Source organism: Jannaschia seosinensis, from assembly GCF_001408515.1.
Lineage (GTDB): Bacteria > Pseudomonadota > Alphaproteobacteria > Rhodobacterales > Rhodobacteraceae > Jannaschia > Jannaschia seosinensis.
On sequence record NZ_CYPR01000014.1, the window covers coordinates 1 to 18494 of the forward strand.

General features: G+C 66.2%; 18 protein-coding genes and 2 pseudogenes. 5 read left to right on the forward strand and 15 right to left on the reverse strand.

The window, feature by feature from the left end; translation table 11 throughout:
- Window positions 1–282: 282 nt before the first annotated feature.
- Window positions 283–672 (forward strand): annotated as a pseudogene (locus tag JSE7799_RS01065) (transposase); the annotation flags it as partial.
- A 75-nt stretch (window positions 673–747) separates the two neighbouring features.
- The gene (locus JSE7799_RS01070; protein ID WP_055661943.1) at window positions 748–1443 is read left to right on the forward strand and encodes a hypothetical protein; all 696 of its coding nucleotides are present in this window, start codon (window positions 748–750) and stop codon (window positions 1441–1443) included.
- A 6-nt stretch (window positions 1444–1449) separates the two neighbouring features.
- Here the strand turns inward: JSE7799_RS01070 and JSE7799_RS01075 are convergent.
- The 4 genes and pseudogenes from JSE7799_RS01075 to dacB form a co-directional block, all read right to left on the reverse strand.
- Window positions 1450–1912 (reverse strand): annotated as a pseudogene (locus tag JSE7799_RS01075) (DUF427 domain-containing protein).
- The gene (locus tag JSE7799_RS01080) at window positions 1909–2190 is read right to left on the reverse strand and encodes a DUF5665 domain-containing protein (RefSeq protein ID WP_055661944.1); all 282 of its coding nucleotides are present in this window, start codon (window positions 2188–2190) and stop codon (window positions 1909–1911) included. The pseudogene JSE7799_RS01075 and the gene JSE7799_RS01080 overlap by 4 nt, the downstream one beginning before the upstream one ends.
- Window positions 2191–2219: 29 nt before the next feature.
- A complete protein-coding gene (locus JSE7799_RS01085) occupies window positions 2220–2681 on the reverse strand; it encodes a tRNA (cytidine(34)-2'-O)-methyltransferase (RefSeq protein WP_055661945.1) in 462 nt (153 codons plus the stop codon).
- The gene (gene dacB, locus JSE7799_RS01090) at window positions 2678–4126 is read right to left on the reverse strand and encodes a D-alanyl-D-alanine carboxypeptidase/D-alanyl-D-alanine endopeptidase (RefSeq protein WP_055661946.1); all 1449 of its coding nucleotides are present in this window, start codon (window positions 4124–4126) and stop codon (window positions 2678–2680) included. The genes JSE7799_RS01085 and dacB overlap by 4 nt, the downstream gene beginning before the upstream one ends.
- 104 nt (window positions 4127–4230) lie before the next feature.
- On the opposite strand from dacB, the gene JSE7799_RS01095 reads away from it, so the two are divergent.
- The gene (locus tag JSE7799_RS01095) at window positions 4231–5076 is read left to right on the forward strand and encodes a DMT family transporter (protein ID WP_245624742.1); all 846 of its coding nucleotides are present in this window, start codon (window positions 4231–4233) and stop codon (window positions 5074–5076) included.
- A gap of 43 nt (window positions 5077–5119) precedes the next feature.
- Here JSE7799_RS01095 and JSE7799_RS01100 read toward each other — a convergent pair whose 3' ends face one another.
- From JSE7799_RS01100 to fnrL, 10 genes are all read right to left on the reverse strand, one after another.
- Window positions 5120–5329, reverse strand: coding sequence for a DUF202 domain-containing protein (locus JSE7799_RS01100; protein WP_055661947.1), 210 nt, complete (start codon window positions 5327–5329; stop codon window positions 5120–5122).
- Between the two features lie 4 nt (window positions 5330–5333).
- On the reverse strand, window positions 5334–5537 hold the full coding sequence (ccoS, locus tag JSE7799_RS01105; protein WP_055661948.1) for a cbb3-type cytochrome oxidase assembly protein CcoS: 204 nt from the start codon (window positions 5535–5537) through the stop codon (window positions 5334–5336).
- Complete coding sequence (locus tag JSE7799_RS01110) at window positions 5534–7645, reverse strand: heavy metal translocating P-type ATPase (RefSeq protein WP_055661949.1); 2112 nt, start codon at window positions 7643–7645, stop codon at window positions 5534–5536. The genes ccoS and JSE7799_RS01110 overlap by 4 nt, the downstream gene beginning before the upstream one ends.
- Window positions 7642–8118, reverse strand: a complete 477-nt coding sequence (locus JSE7799_RS01115) for a FixH family protein (protein ID WP_083480128.1) — start codon at window positions 8116–8118, stop codon at window positions 7642–7644. The genes JSE7799_RS01110 and JSE7799_RS01115 overlap by 4 nt, the downstream gene beginning before the upstream one ends.
- Window positions 8093–9820 (reverse strand): cytochrome c oxidase accessory protein CcoG, encoded by a 1728-nt coding sequence (gene ccoG / locus JSE7799_RS21490; RefSeq protein ID WP_055661951.1) that lies wholly within the window; start codon window positions 9818–9820, stop codon window positions 8093–8095. Before ccoG ends, JSE7799_RS01115 begins: the two co-directional genes overlap by 26 nt.
- Window positions 9821–9964: 144 nt before the next feature.
- Window positions 9965–10954, reverse strand: a complete 990-nt coding sequence (gene ccoP, locus JSE7799_RS01125) for a cytochrome-c oxidase, cbb3-type subunit III (protein WP_083480129.1) — start codon at window positions 10952–10954, stop codon at window positions 9965–9967.
- On the reverse strand, window positions 10947–11198 hold the full coding sequence (locus JSE7799_RS01130) for a CcoQ/FixQ family Cbb3-type cytochrome c oxidase assembly chaperone (RefSeq protein ID WP_055661952.1): 252 nt from the start codon (window positions 11196–11198) through the stop codon (window positions 10947–10949). The genes ccoP and JSE7799_RS01130 overlap by 8 nt, the downstream gene beginning before the upstream one ends.
- 10 nt (window positions 11199–11208) lie before the next feature.
- Complete coding sequence (ccoO, locus tag JSE7799_RS01135; RefSeq protein ID WP_083480130.1) at window positions 11209–12039, reverse strand: cytochrome-c oxidase, cbb3-type subunit II; 831 nt, start codon at window positions 12037–12039, stop codon at window positions 11209–11211.
- A 5-nt stretch (window positions 12040–12044) separates the two neighbouring features.
- Window positions 12045–13658: a cytochrome-c oxidase, cbb3-type subunit I gene (ccoN, locus tag JSE7799_RS01140; protein WP_055661953.1), complete on the reverse strand. Its 1614-nt coding sequence runs from the start codon at window positions 13656–13658 to the stop codon at window positions 12045–12047.
- 81 nt (window positions 13659–13739) lie between these two features.
- Window positions 13740–14477: a transcriptional regulator FnrL gene (gene fnrL, locus JSE7799_RS01145; RefSeq protein WP_055661954.1), complete on the reverse strand. Its 738-nt coding sequence runs from the start codon at window positions 14475–14477 to the stop codon at window positions 13740–13742.
- 70 nt (window positions 14478–14547) lie between these two features.
- On the opposite strand from fnrL, the gene hemN reads away from it, so the two are divergent.
- On the forward strand, window positions 14548–15897 hold the full coding sequence (hemN, locus tag JSE7799_RS01150; RefSeq protein ID WP_055661955.1) for an oxygen-independent coproporphyrinogen III oxidase: 1350 nt from the start codon (window positions 14548–14550) through the stop codon (window positions 15895–15897).
- 371 nt (window positions 15898–16268) lie between these two features.
- On the forward strand, window positions 16269–17048 hold the full coding sequence (locus JSE7799_RS01155) for a MauE/DoxX family redox-associated membrane protein (protein WP_055661956.1): 780 nt from the start codon (window positions 16269–16271) through the stop codon (window positions 17046–17048).
- Window positions 17049–17078: 30 nt separating this feature from the next.
- Here JSE7799_RS01155 and JSE7799_RS01160 read toward each other — a convergent pair whose 3' ends face one another.
- A complete protein-coding gene (locus tag JSE7799_RS01160) occupies window positions 17079–18491 on the reverse strand; it encodes an alpha,alpha-trehalose-phosphate synthase (UDP-forming) (protein WP_055661957.1) in 1413 nt (470 codons plus the stop codon).
- Window positions 18492–18494 lie beyond the last annotated feature (3 nt).

Sequence of the window (18494 nt, forward strand, 5' to 3'; positions counted from 1 at the left end):
CGGCATGAGCTTCATGTCTTAGTCACCCAGCGTCGGTGCCAAGGGGAGTGTGAGAAGCCGACGACCTGAATGGGCGCAACGATCGAACAGATCTGGAATGGGGAAACCAGTAGTTGGCTCAGAGCCAAGAGCTCGTTTTGGAGATTTGGCCCCGCTCCGCAGATCACCATATCGGCCCGCGGCTTCTGGAAGTGCCGCACATCGAGGCCTTAAAGAAGTTCGCACTCGATCACACGTCAAAAGGGTCAAAAGCTACTTGCATCACGGGCGGCAACCAAAGAAGCCGTCTGCCCGGCCCGCGCGACCGGCGCCGCGCTCGTCATGCCCTACGCCAACACAGGTGCGATGAGCGACCACCTCGCCGAGATCGCCCGGCACGTTTCGCCCGGCGCGCACGCCATCCTCGTCGTTGACGGCGCCGGCTGGCACAGCTCCAGGGAGCTCGTCGTGCCGGCGAACATCACCCTACTGACGCTTCCGCCCTACAGCCCCGAGCTGAACCCGGTCGAAAACATCTGGCAATTTCTCCGCCAGAACCACCTCGCGAACCGCGTCTTCGAGAGCTACGACGCCATCGTCGGCGCCTGCTGCGAGGCGTGGAACGCGCTCATCGCAATCCCGGAGCGGGTCGCCTCGGTAACCTCCCGAGATTGGGCGAAGGTCAGCGGATGATGCCGTTGGTATTAGATGCCATCGCGCCCCCGCCCGTTAATCGCCCCTTAACCATGGTTACGCATCACTTCTGCGATGCGTCGTCTCCTGATCATTCTCCTGTCTCTACTTGCGACGACCGCCGGGGCGGGGCCGTGGCCGCGCGAGACGGGGCAAATCTACGTCTATACCGGCCATCAGGGTGCCGACGACGGTTGGAGCGGGCTTTACGTCGAATATGGGCTGGAGCGGGATCTGACCTTCGGCCTTGATCTGGGGGGGCATATCGTGGGCCTGCCCGAACTGTACTATACCGGTCTGTCGGAACATCCCGTCGATGGGCGCGCCCGCGCTTTCATCCGCGCACCGATTCCCATCCCCGATGCGGCCCCGGCCTGGGTGGAACCCTGGCTGGCTTCGGTCGAGGCGGGGGTTGGGCGCGACTACCTCGACAACGGCGGTCAGATCAATCGCCTCGGTATCGGCGCAAGCATCGGGCGGGGGTTCGGCAGTCGCATCGGCGATGGCTGGTTCACCCTCGACATGCGCATGGCTTTCGCCGCCGAGGCGGAAACGCGCAGCAATCTTGGCGCCGTTGCCGGTATCAAGCCGCATTCGCGTGTCGCGATCGAGTTTGGCGCTTTTGTCGAGCATGAGGAAACATCCGACTGGCAAGCCGGTCCGACCTTGCAGGTCTCGGCCGGTCGGGCCGGCGACCTGCGGCTCGGTGTGGTTCACCTCTCCGGGGAAGAGCGCGTGGAGATCGTCGCCGGGTGGAGCCTGACCTTCTGATCCCAGCTACCAGCCCTGGGTTCCGGACCCGCCCTTGACCGTGCCGCGCAGGTTCGGCGTGGTCCAGCCTCCGTAGAAATCGCCCGGCTGCGGCACCACGATTTCTCCGCCGACGCGACATTCGTCCATTGCATGCGCATAGATGGCCAGATGATCCCGCAACGCCTCGAACTCGTGGGTCGGTTTCGGATAGCTCCAGGCGCAGCGCTTGGCCACGACGCCCCCGGCCGACAGGGTCCAAAAGCGCGCCGCGCCCTTCCATACGCAAAGGCTCGTCCCCGGTGCGGGGTCGATCCGTGCCGCGCGGGATGTAGTATGTCGGCGCGTGATGCGTCTCCGACACACGCAACGCATTGGTCGTCGACACGATCTCTGTCCCGCCAAGGAAGATTTGCACCCGCTGCAGAACGGGCTCCAGCGCCGGAGGGCGCGGGTAATCCTGACCGTTCTCGACGGGCAGGCCGCTCATTCGAGATCTTCGAAATTCGGCTGGATGATCCGGATCACCTGCGTGGCCCAGTCTCCGATGATCGGGATGAAGTTGATCTGGCTCAGAGACCAGATGAGCACCGACAGCACCACAGTCGCGCCGAGAACCGTGCCCAGACCGAAGGCGAGCCCGCGATAGAGTTGGAACAGGATCAGCTTGGGCATCGAATTGTGGACCTGCAGCCAGCGATGCCGGTTCAGCCGCGCAACCTCGCGGCGCAGGCCGGCGACTTCCTCCTGAAGAGCGTTCCGATCCATGCCGCGGACCTTAGCATCCCGAGCGTCCCTCACAAGGCACCGCGAAGCGCGAGATAGGCCGCGGCGGTCGCCGCATTGGCGAGGTTGAGCGACCGGATATGCGGAGAGCGCATCGGCAGCCGCACGATTCCGCCACTCCGACCCTCGAGGACCTCTGGACCCAAGCCCACGGTTTCGCGCCCGAAGACGAGATGGAAATCGGGGGGAAATGCGACGTCATAGGCGCTCTGGCTTCCGTATTCCTCGAACGGGAAAAGCGCCTCGGGCCGGGGTGCCCGGCGCGTCAGGAAATCTGCCCAATCGTCGTATTCATGAAGCCGGACGTGCTTCCAGTAATCCAGCCCCGCACGCCGCACGTTCCGGTCAGTGATCTCGAAGCCGTAGGGCCGGACGAGGCACAGATCGAGGTCAAGCGCGACGCAGGTTCGCCCGACGGAGCCCGTATTCCCCGCGATCTCCGGCTGAACAAGAACGATGGCGGGTCGGGTCACGTGTGGACCATCGACCACCGCTCGATCAGGTCGAACTGGAGCGATCGCGACCGCTGCGCCCAAGCCCGGCCGCCGCGCGGGCGTTCGCGCTCCGCCACGCCAAGCGCGTTGCGGCGCTCGGTGTCGGCGGTGAAGGTTGCGAAGGCCAGCGTGCGGCCGGAGGGTGCGTCGAAATACCCCGCCAGACCCGACACGAAGTTCAGCGTGCCTGTCTTTGCCTGAATGACCTGCGCCGGCGGCCCTTCGAGCGTCATGTCCCGAAGCAAGGGGCGCAGGCGTGGCATCGCGCCGGGCGTGGTCAGCAATCCGACCATGTCGGCCGCGCTGATCCTCGTGGAGCCGTTGAGCCCCGAATGATCATCGAAATCCGGCCTGCGCGCGCGCGTCTGATCTGCGATCCAGCGCGACATCGCGTCCGCGGACGCACCGAGGGAGCTTGGGCGGCCGAACCGCTTCGTCGTCGCTGTCAGCCCGATCACCTCAGCCACGAGGTTCGTCGAGTAACGCAACATCGACGCCACAATCCGGTCGAGCGGCGCGCTCTGCGACGTGGCGATCGTCGTGCCACGTCCCGTCCCCGGCCGCGCGGGCGTGACCGTGATCCCGTTGGAACGCAGCATGGTATGCAGGACGTCGCCGGCATAAAGGTCCGGGCGGCGTACCGGGAGCCACCGGGATCCGGCATTTCCCAGTTGCCCTCGCGCGACGGTCCAGCTGTCGACGTCGCCCTCGCGTTCGTAGGTATAGACCGGCAGGGACCGGTCGGCGACGCGGATCCGGGCGCTCGACACGCCGGGGCGGAACCGCTCGGTCCGGGCCTGCATCGTGGTCTGGTAGCCGCTGCCCGACCGCTGCCACCCGAAGTGGACGCGGTTGAAGTTGAGGTTCAAGGCGCCGATGGCAGGGTTATAGCCAACATGGTCGGGCTGCGTCCTGTCGATCCGCTCGATCACCGGCAGGGCAAGGGCGTCCACCAGAAGGCGGCCTTTCACCTCCCGCAGGCCAGCGGCCTTCGCCTGACCCGCGAGGTCATGAAGCCCATCCGTATCGAGCGCCGGGTCTCCGCCGCCGACAAGCACGAGATCGCCGTCGAGCCGTCCGTTCACGATCGGCCCCGTGGCGACGAGCCGCGTGACGAACCGGAACCCCGCGCCCAGCGTCTCCAACGCGTAAAGCGCCGTCACCGCCTTGGCCACGGACGCGGGCGGAAGGGGGAGGAGGGGATTGTGGGCTTCGAGGATCTGCCCCGTTTCCACGTCGGCGACGGCAAAGCCGACCCGCCCGCCAAGTCCGGCCCTGGCGATTATCCCGTCGGCTGCTGCCGCGCCACGGGACATCGCGTCGCCTGGTTTCAGGACCGGCCGCGCCGAGGTTTGCGGCGCATTGGCACAGGCGGGCAGAGCTGCCACGCCCGCCGCTCCGGCCAGGAACAGTCTTCGCTTCATCAACGTGCCTCCCTACCCCCGATCCTAGATGAAGCCTCGTTTCCAGGATGTGAAGCCCGCGCATCTCTCTGGGCCACGGCTGCGGGCGGTGTTACCGATCCGCCATGACACGCGAAATGCTCGGGTCCGTGACGCTGATGTTCGCCGCCATGTCGCTGATCCCGCTCGGGGACACGGCGGGAAAGCTGCTGACCGGGACGCATGGGCTGACACCCTTCTTCGTCGCCTTTAGCCGGTTTGCCGTGGGGGCGGTTCTGGTTGTGCTGATCCTGGGCGGCCGCGTCCTTTGGCCGCTGTTTCGCGACTGGCGGGTGTGGCTGCGGGCGGCGTTAATCGCGGCGGGTATTGCATCGATCATGACCGCCCTGCGCACGGAGGATATCGCGACCGTGTTCGGGGCCTTCTTCGTGGGCCCGCTGGTGAGCTACGTCCTCTCCATCAGGTTTCTCGGGGAGCGTGTGAGCCGTGGGCAATCCGTCCTGCTGGCGTTGGGTTTCTGCGGCGTGCTTCTGGTGGTGCGACCGGGCTTCGGCATGACGCCGGGTCTCGGGTTCGCATTACTCGCCGGCGTCTTCTACGGCGCGTTCCTGACGACGTCGCGCTGGCTGTCGGATATCGCGCCGCCACGGCAGTTGATGCTGACGCAGGTGGTTCTGGGAATGGTGCTGCTGGCGCCGATGGGGCTGATGGACGTGCCGGCCTTCGACGGTCCGATCACGGGACTTCTGCTACTGTCGGGCGGGGCGTCGGCACTCGGCAACCTGCTCCTGATTCTCGCCTATCGGCGGACGGGGGCGACGGTGCTGGCGCCCTTCGTCTATTTCCAACTGGTTTCGGCGACGTTGCTCGGCTGGACCGTCTTTGGCACGTTTCCCGATCCGCTCGCACTCGTCGGGCTGGCCCTTCTCGTGGGGGCGGGAATTGGGACGCTCGCCTTGCGCCGGGCCTGACGACGAGGCGAAACGCGATGTGGGGCCACGCGAAACCGACGGCTTAGGCCGGCGGCTTGCGATGCGTCCGGCGCCATCGGATCCAGCCGACGAACAGCAGGGCGGAACCGATCAGCGCCACGAAGTAGCCCACCGGCACCGTCCAGATCGGCAATCCCGTGGTGGTCGCGACGAATGTCAGCACAAGGCCTCCCACGACCATGGCGAGACTTATCCACGCCAGTCGGGATCGGGTCAGATAATTCGGGGCCATGACGTCATCCTTCGTTCTTGCTGGTGGTCTCGGGTTCTTCAGTGTCGCGGGAATCGTCCGGTGGCGCGTCGTCATCGGTCAAAAGGATGCGGACGGCGTCGCCCTCGAGATCCTCGTATTGATCGGCGCGCAGGGTCCAGATGCAGGCGACCAGCCCCACGAACCCGAGTAGAACCGATACCGGGATGAGCACCACGAGGACGTTCATCGCCGCACCGCATTCAGCACGACGCTCACCGACGAGGACGACATGGCCAGTGCCGCGACCAGCGGCGACGCCAACCCCGCCAGCGCCACGGGGATCGCCACGGCGTTGTATCCGCCCGCCACCCAGAGGTTCTGGCGAATGCGTCGCAACGCCCGCCGCGAGGCCGCCAGCGTGCGGGGAACGGCCCGCAGGTCGGAGGCAAGGATCACCGCGTCCGACGCGACGCGCGCCACGTCGAGCGCGGAGGCCGGAGCCATCGAGACGTGGGCCTGGCTCAGGGCGGCCGCGTCGTTGATCCCGTCGCCCACCATCAGGATCCGCCGCCCCTCGGCTGTCATCCGCGCAACCAGCTCCGCCTTGCCCTCGGGGCGAAGTCCTGAATGCACGTGCGCAATTCCCAACTCATCTGCGAGGCGCGTGGCGCGGTGGATATTGTCGCCCGTCACCATGTGCACGTCATAGCCGTCGCGGACTAGGTCCGCGACCATTCCGGCCGCACCGGGGCGCAGCCTTTCCGACAGAGGCAGGGCGATCACACGCTCCGCCACGTGCAGGACGGTTCCCTCCTCTCCCCGACCGAGGAAGACCGCCAAGCCTCTCCACCGCCCGTGGATGCCCTCTCCGGGCACTTCCCGGATGTCGGCGACATCCGCCGATGCATCTCCCGCCAGCGCGCCCGCGACCCCGCGCGCAACTGGGTGATCGGAGGCCAGCGCGAGCGCGCGCGCGATCCCGGCCGTCTGCGCATCCAGATCGGGCAGCGCCGCAACCCCCTCCGTCAGCGTGCCGGTCTTGTCGAGGAGGACGCAATCGACCTCCGCGAACCGCTCCAGCGCCGAGCCGGACTTGAGCAGCACGCCCTCGCGGAACAGCCGTCCCGTCACGCTCGCCGTCACTGCGGGCACGGCGAGGCCAAGCGCACAAGGGCAGGTGATGATGAGAACGGCAATCGCGATGCCGATCGCCAGGTGCAGGTTTCCGGTCGCCGCGAACCACCCCGCGAAGGCGAGTGCGGCCAAGCCGTGGACCAATGGCGCGTAGAGGCGTGCGACCCTCTCGGCGATGCCCGCGTAACGGTGCCGCCCGGTCTCCGCCACCTCGATCAGGGCGGCGATGCGGCGCAGGGTGCTGTCCTCGGCGCGGGCGGTCGCCCGGACGACGAGGGGGGCACCGATTACCGTTTCGCCGGCGCAAACCGCCGCACCCGGCTCGAGAGCGACCGGTTCTGCCTCGCCGGTCAGGGCCGAGCGGTCGATCATGGCTGCGCCCTCTGCGGTGCCGTCCACGGGGATGCGGGCGCCCGACGAAAGCGCCAAACGGTCGCCCGGCCGGATGTCGCCTACCGCGATCGTGCGCCGTTCGTCACCGTCGAGAATTGTCGCCCGCGGGATTTCCAGCGCGGTCAACTCCGCCGCGGCGGATCGCGCGGCGGCGCGGGCGCGGTGGTCGAGATACCGCCCCGCAAGCAGGAAGAAGGTCAGCGACAGCGCGGCTTCGAACCAGACATCCGCACCCGCGCCGAACATCGTCTCGTGCAGCGAGGCGGCGGAGGCCAGCACGATGGCGATCGCAATCGGCGTATCCATGTTCACCCGCCCGGCCCGCAGCGCGGCCCAGGCCGAGGCGAAGAACGGCACGGCGGCAAAGGCCAGCGCAGGCAGCGCGATCGCGGCGGACACCCAGTGGAACAGCGCCTCGGTCGCGGCGGACGCGCCCGACCAGACGGCAACCGACAGCGCCATGACGTTCATCATCGCAAAGCCCGCCACGGCCACGCGCGCCAGAAGCGTGCGCCCCGTCTCATCTGTCCCTGCGGCGATGGTGGTTTCGTCAAGTTCATGCGCCTCAAACCCGGCCGCCTGCAGCGCGGCACAGGCCGGAGCCGCGCCGAGGCCCGGTGCGGTCACCACACGCACCCGGCGGCGGCCCAGATTGACCCGTGCGGCCCGTACGCCCGGCAAGCGCGTCAGAACGCCCTCCACTCCCGCGATACAGCCCGCGCAGTGGATGCCCGGCAGGGACAGGTGCACGACCTCTCCCGCCGCGTCGCGCACGCCCGCGGCTTCCGGCGCTACGGCGCAGGCCGGACAGGCGGCGAGCGCCGTCACTGCGCGACCCTCAGGGGAATACGCCGGCGGAAGGTTGTGCCGTCATCGGCCAGGAGCTCGATGCGCAGGTTCCAGTTCCCGGGTGCGAGCGTGGCCGGCGCGGCGAAGGCCGTTCCGGTCCAGGCGAATGCCGGCTCGGAATCGGCGGCGACATGCGTGGCGCGGCCGAGCGTTGCCGCGACGATTTCGGGGCGGACGGGACGGTCATCCGCCCCCGTCACGGCAAGTTCCAAGCGGCCGTCCGTATGTCGCAGCGCCACGTCCCAGCCCAGCGCGTCCTGCGCGGCGCGATCCACATTGAAGCTCTGCGACGCGACGTAGGAACTTTCGGTCTCCAGCCCGGGAAAGGTCCGGACGGCGTTCACCGCGAGGATCAGGTTCACCGTGATGATCACGCCGAAGCCGCCGACGAACATCGCCAGCACGTGGCCTCCCTTCAGGGTGCGATCAGCCCGCATTTCCAGTCCGCTCATCGAAGCTCTCCCGTCCGTTGAAGATGGTATCGCGCCAGGCCCGCTCACCGGAAACCGTGTCCTCCACCCAGATACGGAACGGCGTACGCTCCGTCTGGGCCGCCGGATCTTCGGGAGGGGCGGTCACATAGACGCGCTGAAGCCAGGTGTTGTCGGGCGGGACGATCACACTCTGGTCGCCCTCTCCCTCAAGGTCGACGCGCAGGGCACCGGGCGCGGTCAACGACAGCTCAAACTCCCGCGCCTCGCCGTGCTTGTTGCGCAGCCGCACGTCGTAGGCGTTGCGGATCGAGCCGTCCGAGAGCGTCACGAAGGTCGGATTGCGGACCGGAGACACCGTCAGGTCGATTTCCGGCCGCACGAAAAGCGCGACGACAAGGGCGATGCCGATCGCTGCCCATGCGATCGTGTAGAGGATCGTGCGCGGCCGGAAGACGTGCTTCCAGATCGGCTTCGGCCGCCACTCCTCGCCGTGCTCGGTGATGAACGGCCTCGCGGCGGCCAGAGGCGCGGTCGCGGTCCGGCCTTCGACGCCGATGGCCCCATTGGTGGTGGCGTCGTCCACATCCGGGCGCGCGGCGGCCGTGGGGGCGGGCACACCCGTCTCGGCACCTTGCGTGGCGTCCGTGCCCATCGGGCGGACCGGCGCGTGTTCGCCCGGCAGCACGGGCGGGTTGTCGTCCAGAGCGAGGTAGTCGATCAGCCCGCGCGGCCGGCCCAGTTTCGCCATGACGTCGTCACAGGCGTCGATGCAGAGCGCGCAGGTGATGCACTCCATCTGCTGGCCCTCGCGGATGTCGATGCCCATCGGGCACACGTTCACGCAGGCCATGCAGTCGATGCAATCCCCGAGGGTCTCGCCGGTGCGCGACTGACGCGGCGCGGCGACGTCCTTGTCGACTCCCGCGCCGTAGCGGACGCGTGCATCCTGTGCGCCCGTCTCCTCGGCCACGGCCTTGCGCTTGGCGCTCCCCCTCCCGCGCGGTTCGCCCCGCCAGTCACGGTAGCCGACGGTCAGGGTACCGGGATCCATCATGGCACCCTGGATGCGCGGCCAAGGGCACATGTAGATGCAGACCTGCTCGCGCAGGAAGCCGCCCAGCACGAAGGTCGTGGCCGTCAGAATCCCGATGGTGGCATAGGCGACCATCGGCGCCTCGAAGGCCGCGAGTTGCCGCGCCAGCGTCGGCGCGTCGGCGAAGTAGAACACCCATGCCCCGCCCGTGGCGACCGAGATCAGCAGCCAGGCCGCCCATTTCGTCACACGCAGCCGCCATTTTCGCGCGTCCCACGGCGCCTTCCACAACCGGATGCGCGCGTTTCGGTCGCCTTCGATCCGGCGTTCCACGAGCAAGAAGAGGTCGGTCCAGACCGTCTGCGGACAGGTATAGCCGCACCAGACGCGGCCGAGTGCGGAGGTGAACAGAAACAGGCCTAGACCCGCCATGATCAGCAGGCCCGCGACGAAATAGAATTCGTGCGGCCAGATCTCGATCCAGAAAAAGTAGAACCGCCGGTTCGCCAGATCGACCAGAACCGCCTGATCGGGCAGGTTCGGGCCCCGGTCCCAGCGTATCCAGGGGGTCAGATAGTAGATTCCCAGCGTGATTCCCATGATCCACCATTTCAGACGGCGGAAAAACCCGCCCACCCGCTTGGGAAAGATCGGTTCGCGTGGGGCGAAAAGGGGGGTGTCGGTCATGGAATGACAGCCTGCCGGGGAGGTATTTGCCGCGTTCTCGCACAAACGCGGTGGTCGTCGCATTGACGTGGATCAACCGCCGCGCCCGGCCGTGGGGGCGCGGCGGAGGGACCGGTTTCCTCCCGCCCGGTCAGGTCCCCCGGATCACTCCGTGGGAACGGGGCGGACGGGCGGCTCACCCGCCTCCTTCGGGGTTTCCTCGGCACTCGCGGGATACGTCGCCTCCGGCACCTCGACCGGCGCGGCGTCCGCGGGATCGGCCACCGGCCGCTCACCGCCGCCGAGCCCGTGGACATAGGCAGAAACGGCGCGGATTTCGGCCTCGTCCAGACGCTCGCCCCAAGGCGGCATCACGCCGAAACGCGAGTAGCGGATCGTGTGCTCCACCTCCTCGGGCGTTCCGCCATAGAGCCAGATCGCATCCGTCAGGTTGGGGGCGCCGATCTCGCGGTTTCCGATGCCGTTGTCGCCGTGGCAGGCGGCGCAATTATCCGCGAACAGGGCCGCGCCCGCCGGATCCGGCTCCGCCTCAAGGCCTCCCATCCACCGCACCTGGTTCACCAGCGCGGTGATCTCCGCATCATCGAGCATGTCGTCGAAAGCCGGCATCTGCGACCAATGCGCGTCCGGGTCGGCCTCGTTGCGAATCCCGTGGCGCACGGTGAGGGCGATCTCCTCGATCTGTCCGCCCCAGAGCCAGTCGTCGTCGAGCAGGTTCGGGTAGCCCGCCGCCTGCACGCCCGCCGCACCCGCGCCGTGGCATTGCGAGCAGTTGTTGCGGAAGACCGATGCCCCGGCGGCGACGGCAAACCGGTGCAGCACCTCGTTCTCCTCCAGCACGGCGAGGTCGATACGCTCGAGGCTCTGGGTCAGTTCGGCATTCGAAAGGGCCACGCGGTCAATCTCGGCCGCGACCTCGCCACGGGTGGAATACCCGAAGATGCCGGGGGTCGCGCCCGATACGAGCGGCCAGGCCGGGTACAGGATCACATAGATCACGCCCCAGACGCAGGTGGCGTAGAAGGTCCAGAGCCACCAGCGCGGCAGGGGCGTGTTCAACTCCTCGATGCCGTCCCAGTTGTGGCCCGTGGTTTCGGTGCCCGTTTCGGCATCGATGCGCTTTTTATCAGCCATCGGCCTTTTCCCTTTCCTTGTCGGTCGCCGCGCCGGACTTGCCATCGCGGGTATCGGTGCCGTCAGTCGGGCGCGCCGCGTCGGGTTTCTTTTCGTCGTGGCGGAACGGCACCTCGGCCGCATCGTCGTGTACCCGTCGCGATCCCGGGCGGAAGGCCCAGAAGATCACCCCCAGAAAGATCAGCGTCAGGATCAGCAGGACCCAGCTGTCGGCGAGATGGCGCAGGAAGGTGTACGTCTCCATATCGCTCTCCTCAGCGGCTCGCGTCGGGGGTGAAGGTCGAGAAGTCGACGAGAGTTCCGAGCATTTGCAGATACGCGATCAGCGCATCCATCTCGGTAAGTTGAGGCTGCCCATCGAAGTTGCGGACCTGTGCACCGGGATAACGCTCCAGCAGGCCGTCGTAATCGCCCATCGGGTCGGTCTGGACCACGAAATCGGCGCGCGCCTCGGCGATCATCTCGTCGGTATAGGGCACGCCGACCATCTGATGGGCTTCCATTAGCTCGGTCACATACGTGCCGTCGATGCGGGCCTCGGCGAGGAAGGCGTATTTCGGCATGACGCTTTCGGGCACGACGCTCTGCGGGTCGCGGAAGTGATCGACATGCCATTCGTCCGAGTAACGCCCGCCCACGCGTGCAAGGTCCGGGCCGGTCCGTTTCGAGCCCCACTGGAAGGGGTGGTCGTACATGGACTCCGCCGCCAGCGAGTAGTGGCCATAACGCTCGACCTCGTCGCGCATCGGGCGGATCATCTGGCTGTGGCAGACATAGCACCCTTCGCGGACGTAGATCTCCCGCCCCGCCAGCTCCAGCGGCGAATAGGGCCGCATCCCCTCCACCTCCTCGATCGTGTTCTCGAGCCAGAAGAGCGGCGCGATCTCGACGATGCCCCCCACCGACACCACGAGAAAGCTCGCGATCAGCAGGAGCGTCGCGTTGCGCTCCAACCGCTGGTGGAAGGTGATCGTCTTTGTTTCCGGCGGCAACTCGTTGGGCAGGTCGTCGGGCATGTCCTTCCCCGTCGAAACCTTTGGGTCGTCGGCCGGATCGTAGTTCGGGTCCTGTGGGTCCTTGGTCATTTCTTTCACTCCGCAGGGGTGGCGGCGGTCATTTCGGCGGCTTTGCGGGGGGCACGGATGGTCATCCACATGTTCCAGACCATCACGAGCGACCCGGCGAGGAAGAGCACGCCGCCCAGTCCGCGCACCACGTACATCGGGAACTTGGCATCGACCGTGTCGGCGAAGGCGTTGACGAGGAAGCCGTTCTCATCCACCTCGCGCCACATCAGGCCCTCCATGATGCCCGACACCCACATCGACGCCGCGTAGAGGACGATCCCCACCGTCGCGAGCCAGAAGTGCAGGTTGATCGCGGGGACCGAGTACATCTCGCGCCGGTTCCACAGCTTCGGCGTCAGGAAGTAGAGCGCGCCGAAGGTGATCAGCCCGTTCCATCCGAGCGCGCCGGAATGGACGTGTCCGATGGTCCAGTCGGTGTAGTGCGACAGCGAGTTCACCGCCCGGATCGACATCATCGGGCCCTCGAAGGTCGACATGCCGTAGAAGGCCAGCGACGCCACAAACATCCGGATGATCGGATCGGTGCGGATCTTGTCCCACGCCCCTTGCAGGGTCATCAGGCCGTTGATCATGCCACCCCAGGACGGCATCCAGAGAATGATCGAGAACACCATCCCCAGCGTCGCCGCCCAGTCGGGCAGGGCGGTATAGTGCAGGTGGTGCGGTCCCGCCCAGATATACAGGAAGATCAGGGCCCAGAAGTGGATGATGCTGAGCTTGTAGGAATAGATCGGGCGGTTCGCCTGCTTGGGGACGAAGTAGTACATCATCCCCAGGAATCCGGCGGTCAGGAAGAAGCCCACGGCGTTGTGGCCGTACCACCACTGGACCATCGCATCCTGCACGCCCGCGAAGACCTGCACCGACTTGGAGCCGAGGATCGAAACCGGAACCGCCAGATTATTGACCACATGCAGCATCGCCACGGTCACGATGAAGGCGAGGAAGAACCAGTTGGCGACGTAGATGTGCCGTTCCTTGCGGTTCAGGATCGTTCCCATGAACACGGCGAGGTAGACGACCCAGACGATGGTCAGCCAGATGTCGATGTACCATTCCGGCTCGGCGTATTCCTTCGACTGCGTCGCGCCCAGCAGGTAGCCCGTCGCGGCCAGCACGATGAACAGGTTGTAGCCCCAGAACACGAACCACGCAGCCTTGCCGCCCCAGAGCCGCGCGCCGCAGGTCCGCTGCACGACATAGAAGGACGTGGCGATCAGAGCGTTGCCCCCGAAGGCGAAGATGACCGCCGACGTATGCAGCGGCCGCAGACGTCCGAAATTGGCGAAGGGTTGCGCCCATTCGATGTTGAGCACCGGAAAGGCGAGCTGAAAGGCGATGTAGGTTCCCACGAGGAATCCCGCGACGCCCCAGAACGCCGTGGCGATCACGCCGTAGCGGATCGGGCCGTCCATGTAGCCTTCGGCCGCCTGCATCGGGGCATCGGGCGCCGCCGGCCCTTCCATCCCGCGCAGCGTCCACAGGAACGCTCCGCCTGCGAGCACCATGATGAGGGCCGCATGAAACATATAGGCGGCGTCGCGCGCCCAATCCGCCGCAATCGCCGCGAGCAGGGCGATCAGCGCGAAGGCGATGAGTTTGAAATAATCGGACATCTGCCGTCCCTTGCCGGTCTTGTTCGCAAGGGGGATGGCAGGGCGGCACAGGCCGCGCCTTGATTCAGGTCAAGGAGCGGATCAGGCGATCGTTGCACCGTCGCTGTCTTCGCCCGCCGCGAGGGCCAGAGCCTCAAGGTCCGGTGCGCTCACCTTGCGCAGCCCCTCCAGCGTGATCACGCCGTCGGCGCGCAGGCGGGACATCTGCCGGCTGACCGTCTCGATGGTCAGACCCAGATAGGACGCCATCGCCTCGCGCGTGATCGGCAGGTCCGCACGCGCAACCCCCGAGATCGGCAGCGAGGATCGCCGCAGCACCAGAAGCAGCAGCGTTGCGACCTTTTCCCGCGCCGTCTTGCGGCCCAGAAGCACCATCCACTCACGCGCCGCGTCGAGTTCATCAAGTGACATCTCCAGCAGCCGGTCGCGGATATGCGGCACCTCGACGAGCAATTTCTCGAACGGGGCGCGGCGGAACATGCACAGGGTCAGATCCGTGGCCGCCGACACCTCGTAAGGCGCAGTACTGCGGCCCGGCCTGCCAAGAAAATCCGAGGGCATCAGCAGACCGACCATCTGCGACCTTCCGTCCTCAAGCCTGCGCGTCAACATTGCGCAGCCCGTCACGACGGAGCCGACGAAATCCATCGGATCGCCGTCGAACAGGATTGTCTCGCCGGCCTTCCAAGAGCGGTAGATCTTGATCTTCTCGAGCTGCGCCAACTCGTCGGCCTCGCAGCGTGCGCAGACCGCCCGGTGGCGGATCGGGCATGCGGCGCAATCCGGCCGCGCCATGAGGTTCGGTGAGAAAGCCGTCATCGTCCACCTATTGTATAAATCTTGACCTGTATCAAGGCCGGCTCCTTGGCGACATGCGACGCTGGAAACCATGGAACGCATCGACATTCTTGCCCGCCACGGGCTCTTCGACGCGCGGGCGCCGCGCTACACGAGCTATCCGGCCGCGCCGCATTTCGTGCCGTCGGTCGGGCCTGCGACCCATGCAGATTGGCTCGGCGCAATTCCCGAAGGCGGCGGCGTTTCGCTTTACGTCCACATTCCGTTCTGTCGTCGACTATGTTGGTTCTGCGCCTGCCGCACACAAGGCACGCGGACCGACGCGCCCCTGCAGCCCTATCTCGATGCGCTCAAAACCGAGATTGCGACGGTGGCTGCCCACATGCCGCAAGTCAGCGTCCGCAGGTTGCATCTCGGCGGGGGAACGCCGACGATCCTGTCTGCGGACATGCTGCGCGAACTCGGCGCGGCGCTGACCGATGAATTTACCTTCGCGCCCGATGCCGAGGTCGCGGTGGAGATCGATCCCACGATGATCGACGACGACCGGCTCGACGCGCTGGTCCAGCTCGGTCTGACGCGCGCCAGCATCGGAATCCAGGATTTTGCTCCCGGCGTGCAGGCCGCGATCGGACGCGAGCAGAGCTATGAGCAGACCCGGATCGCGGTGGAGGGGCTGCGTGCGCGCGACGTGACTGGTTTGAATCTCGACCTGCTCTACGGCCTGCCGTTCCAGACGATCTCGACGATCGAAAGGACCATCGATCAGGCGCTGTCGCTCGGTCCTGACCGGATCGCGCTCTTCGGCTATGCCCACGTGCCCTGGATGGCGCGGCGGCAGGTGATGATCCCGGCCGACGCTCTTCCGGATGCCCGCGCCCGCTTCGCCCTCGCCGAGAGCGCCACGTCGCGGCTTCGGGACGCCGGTCTGACCGCCATCGGGATCGACCATTTCGCGCGGCCCGAGGATCCACTCGCCCGCGCGCAGGCTGCGGGAAAGCTGCGGCGCAACTTCCAAGGCTATGTCGATGACGATACGGACGTTCTGATCGGGCTCGGTGCGTCGGCGATATCGCGCTTCCCGCAGGGCTATGCCCAGAATGATCCGGCCACCTCAACGTGGAAGGCGACGGCCCGTGACGGGCGACTCGCGACCATCCGTGGCCATGCGTTCGACGATGACGACCGGCTGCGCGGCACGATGATCGAGCGGCTGCTATGCGATTTCCGCATCGATCCGGCCGATATCGCGCACCGGGCCGGCGTGCCGGAGGCGCAGGTCCGTGTGTTGACCGACGATCTCGCCCTTCGGTGGCCGGAGGCGATCCGGCAGGGGTCGGCAGGAGAGATAGAGATCGCTCTCCCCGCGCTCGCCCGACTCGTGGCGCGCGACCTGGACGCCTACGCCGCGCCGCCGGAACGGCACAGCCTCGCCGTCTGAGGCCGCGCCGCACCTTCAGGCGCCGCCGTGATGCTGCCACTTCCCGAGCCTCGGGAAGAAAGGCCGGCACATTCACGCATGGGGTGCTCCCTCAACGCCTCATGTCCCTCCGGGTTGGGGGGCGGCGGGACTTGTAACCTCCCCCTCCGTCACCCAATTCGGGACCCAAGCGTCGGGTCGTGTGTTCTCGTTCCGGCGATACGAGGTATGATGCGGTTTGGGCCCTTCTTCCCGCTCCGGGATTGCCGCACATCGCGGCGGCGGCCACTTCCGGGTCGACGTGCCATATCGAAATACGCGAGACGTAGGAATCCGCTCCAAAGCGACGCGGACGCACCGGGTGTCAATCGCCGAACGACAGGAGGCATCTCATGCCCAAGGATACCAGAACCGATCCCGCTCAAGAGGCGGGTGGAAAGACGGCCATCCTCTACCGGATGGTTATGGAAAAACACCTCTGCCCCTATGGCCGCAAGTCGAAGTGGCTGCTGGAGCGGCAGGGTTACGATGTCGACGATCGCTGGCTGACCAGTCGCGACGAGGTCGATGCGTTGAAAGCCGAGCATGGGGTGAAGACCACGCCCCAGACATGGATCGAGGGGTCGCGGATCGGCGGCTACGAGGATCTTCAGATCCATTTCGGCCAGAAGGATCCGGACGATGACGGCACGTCCTACAAGCCGGTGATCGCGATCTTTGGAACCGGCCTCGGCCTCGCACTCGCCTTCGCGTGGTTCGCGGGTGTGCCGTTCATCTCGTGGCAGGTTCTGGGGTGGTTCATCTCGATCAACATGGTGCTGCTGGGCCTGCAGAAGCTGCGCGATCTCGAGGCCTTCTCGACCATGTTCCTGAACTACGATCTGCTCGCGCAGCGCTGGGTGCCTTACGGATACGTCTATGCGTTTGTCGAAACGGGCGCGGGATTGTTGATGACGGCGATGGCGCTGACTTGGCTCGCTGCGCCGGCCGCGCTGTTCATCTCGACGATCGGGGCGATCAGCGTGTTCAAGGCGGTCTACATCGACAAGCGCGAACTTAAATGCGCCTGCGTCGGCGGCAATTCGAACGTGCCGCTGGGTTTCGTGTCGCTGACCGAAAACCTTGCCATGTTGGGGATGAGCGTCGTGATGCTCGGGCTCCTGTTCACCTGACAGAAGCCGCAGAGCCATCCGTGACGCCCGTCAGTCCCGCGGCCGGTCTTCCTGATAGGCCGGAACGCGGGACAGACGGTTCAGATAGGTCCGCGTCCACCACGCGATGTCCTGCTTGAACACATTTTCGCGCAAGCTCGCATGCCGGTCCTGCCGTTCGGCCAGAGACATATGCAACGCTCGGTCGATGGCATGGGCAAAGTTGCCGTGGTCGAACGGATTGACCATCAGGGCGGCCTGCATCTGCTCCGCTGCGCCGGCGAAATGCGACAGGATCAGAACGCCGGGATCATCCGGATTCTGAGCGGCGACGAATTCCTTGGCGACGAGGTTCATGCCATCCGCCAGCGGCGTGACCAGTGCGACATTCGCCCGGCGGAACAGCGCGGCAAGCCGCTCGCGCGCGACATGGCGGCGGACATAGCGGATCGGCGTCCAGTCGAGATCCGCGTAAGCCCCGTTGATCGAGCCGGCGGCGCGCTCCAGTTCCTCCCGGATGTCCTGATAGGCGCTGACATCTTCGCGGCTGACGGGCGCGATCTGCAGGAATGTCGGGCGCGTCCCGTGCTGGGAGCGCTGTTCAAGGTAGGCGCCGAAGCCGCGGAACCGATGAACGAGCCCCTTCGAGTAATCCAGACGATCGACGCCAAGCAGAAGCGGCGCATCGGGAGAGAGCTGAAGCTCCGGAACCGGCGACTCTGCGGCCTTGCGGGCGAATTCCTCGGCATCGATCCCGATTGGAAAGCTCAGAACCGCGAATTCCCGCCCCCGGAACAGCCAGTTACCATTGCCCATGGCCTCGCAATCCGGATCGCGCCGCAACGTCTCGCGCGCGGCGGCGACATCGCGCTGCGTCTGCAGCCCGACAAGGTCATGCGCCGCCAGCCAGTTCGCAATCTGCGGCCCCTGCGGCAGCGCGAGGATATCGGAGGCGTTGGGAAAGGGAATGTGCAGGAACAGGCCAATCCGGTTCTTGAGGCCGAGATCCCGCATCTCCCGGGCAAGCATCAAGAAATGATAATCTTGGATCCAGATCATGTCATCTGGACGGGCGATTTCCGCGACGGCGCGGGCAACGCGTCGGTTCACCTCCCGATAGGCTTCGAAATCACGCTCATAGACAGAGAGAAGATCCGCCCGGTGGTGAAAGAGCGGCCACAGGACCGAATTCGAGTACCCGAGATAGTAGCGATCGTATTCCGTCCGGGACAGCGAGAACGTCGCCTTGTCGTAGGCCTCCGATTTGACTTCGGTCAGCCCCTCCTGCGCCTCGTCGCTGGGGGTGCCCGCACCGATCCATAAACCGCCGATATCGTTCAACGCCTCGTGGATTGCGTAGACGAGGCCGCCCGCCGGCACCTCGTCGGTGGGGATCCTGTTCGAGATGACGATCAGGCGTCCGGGCTTCTCTTGCGCTTCTGCGTCCGCTTCCGCTTGTCTCATTCT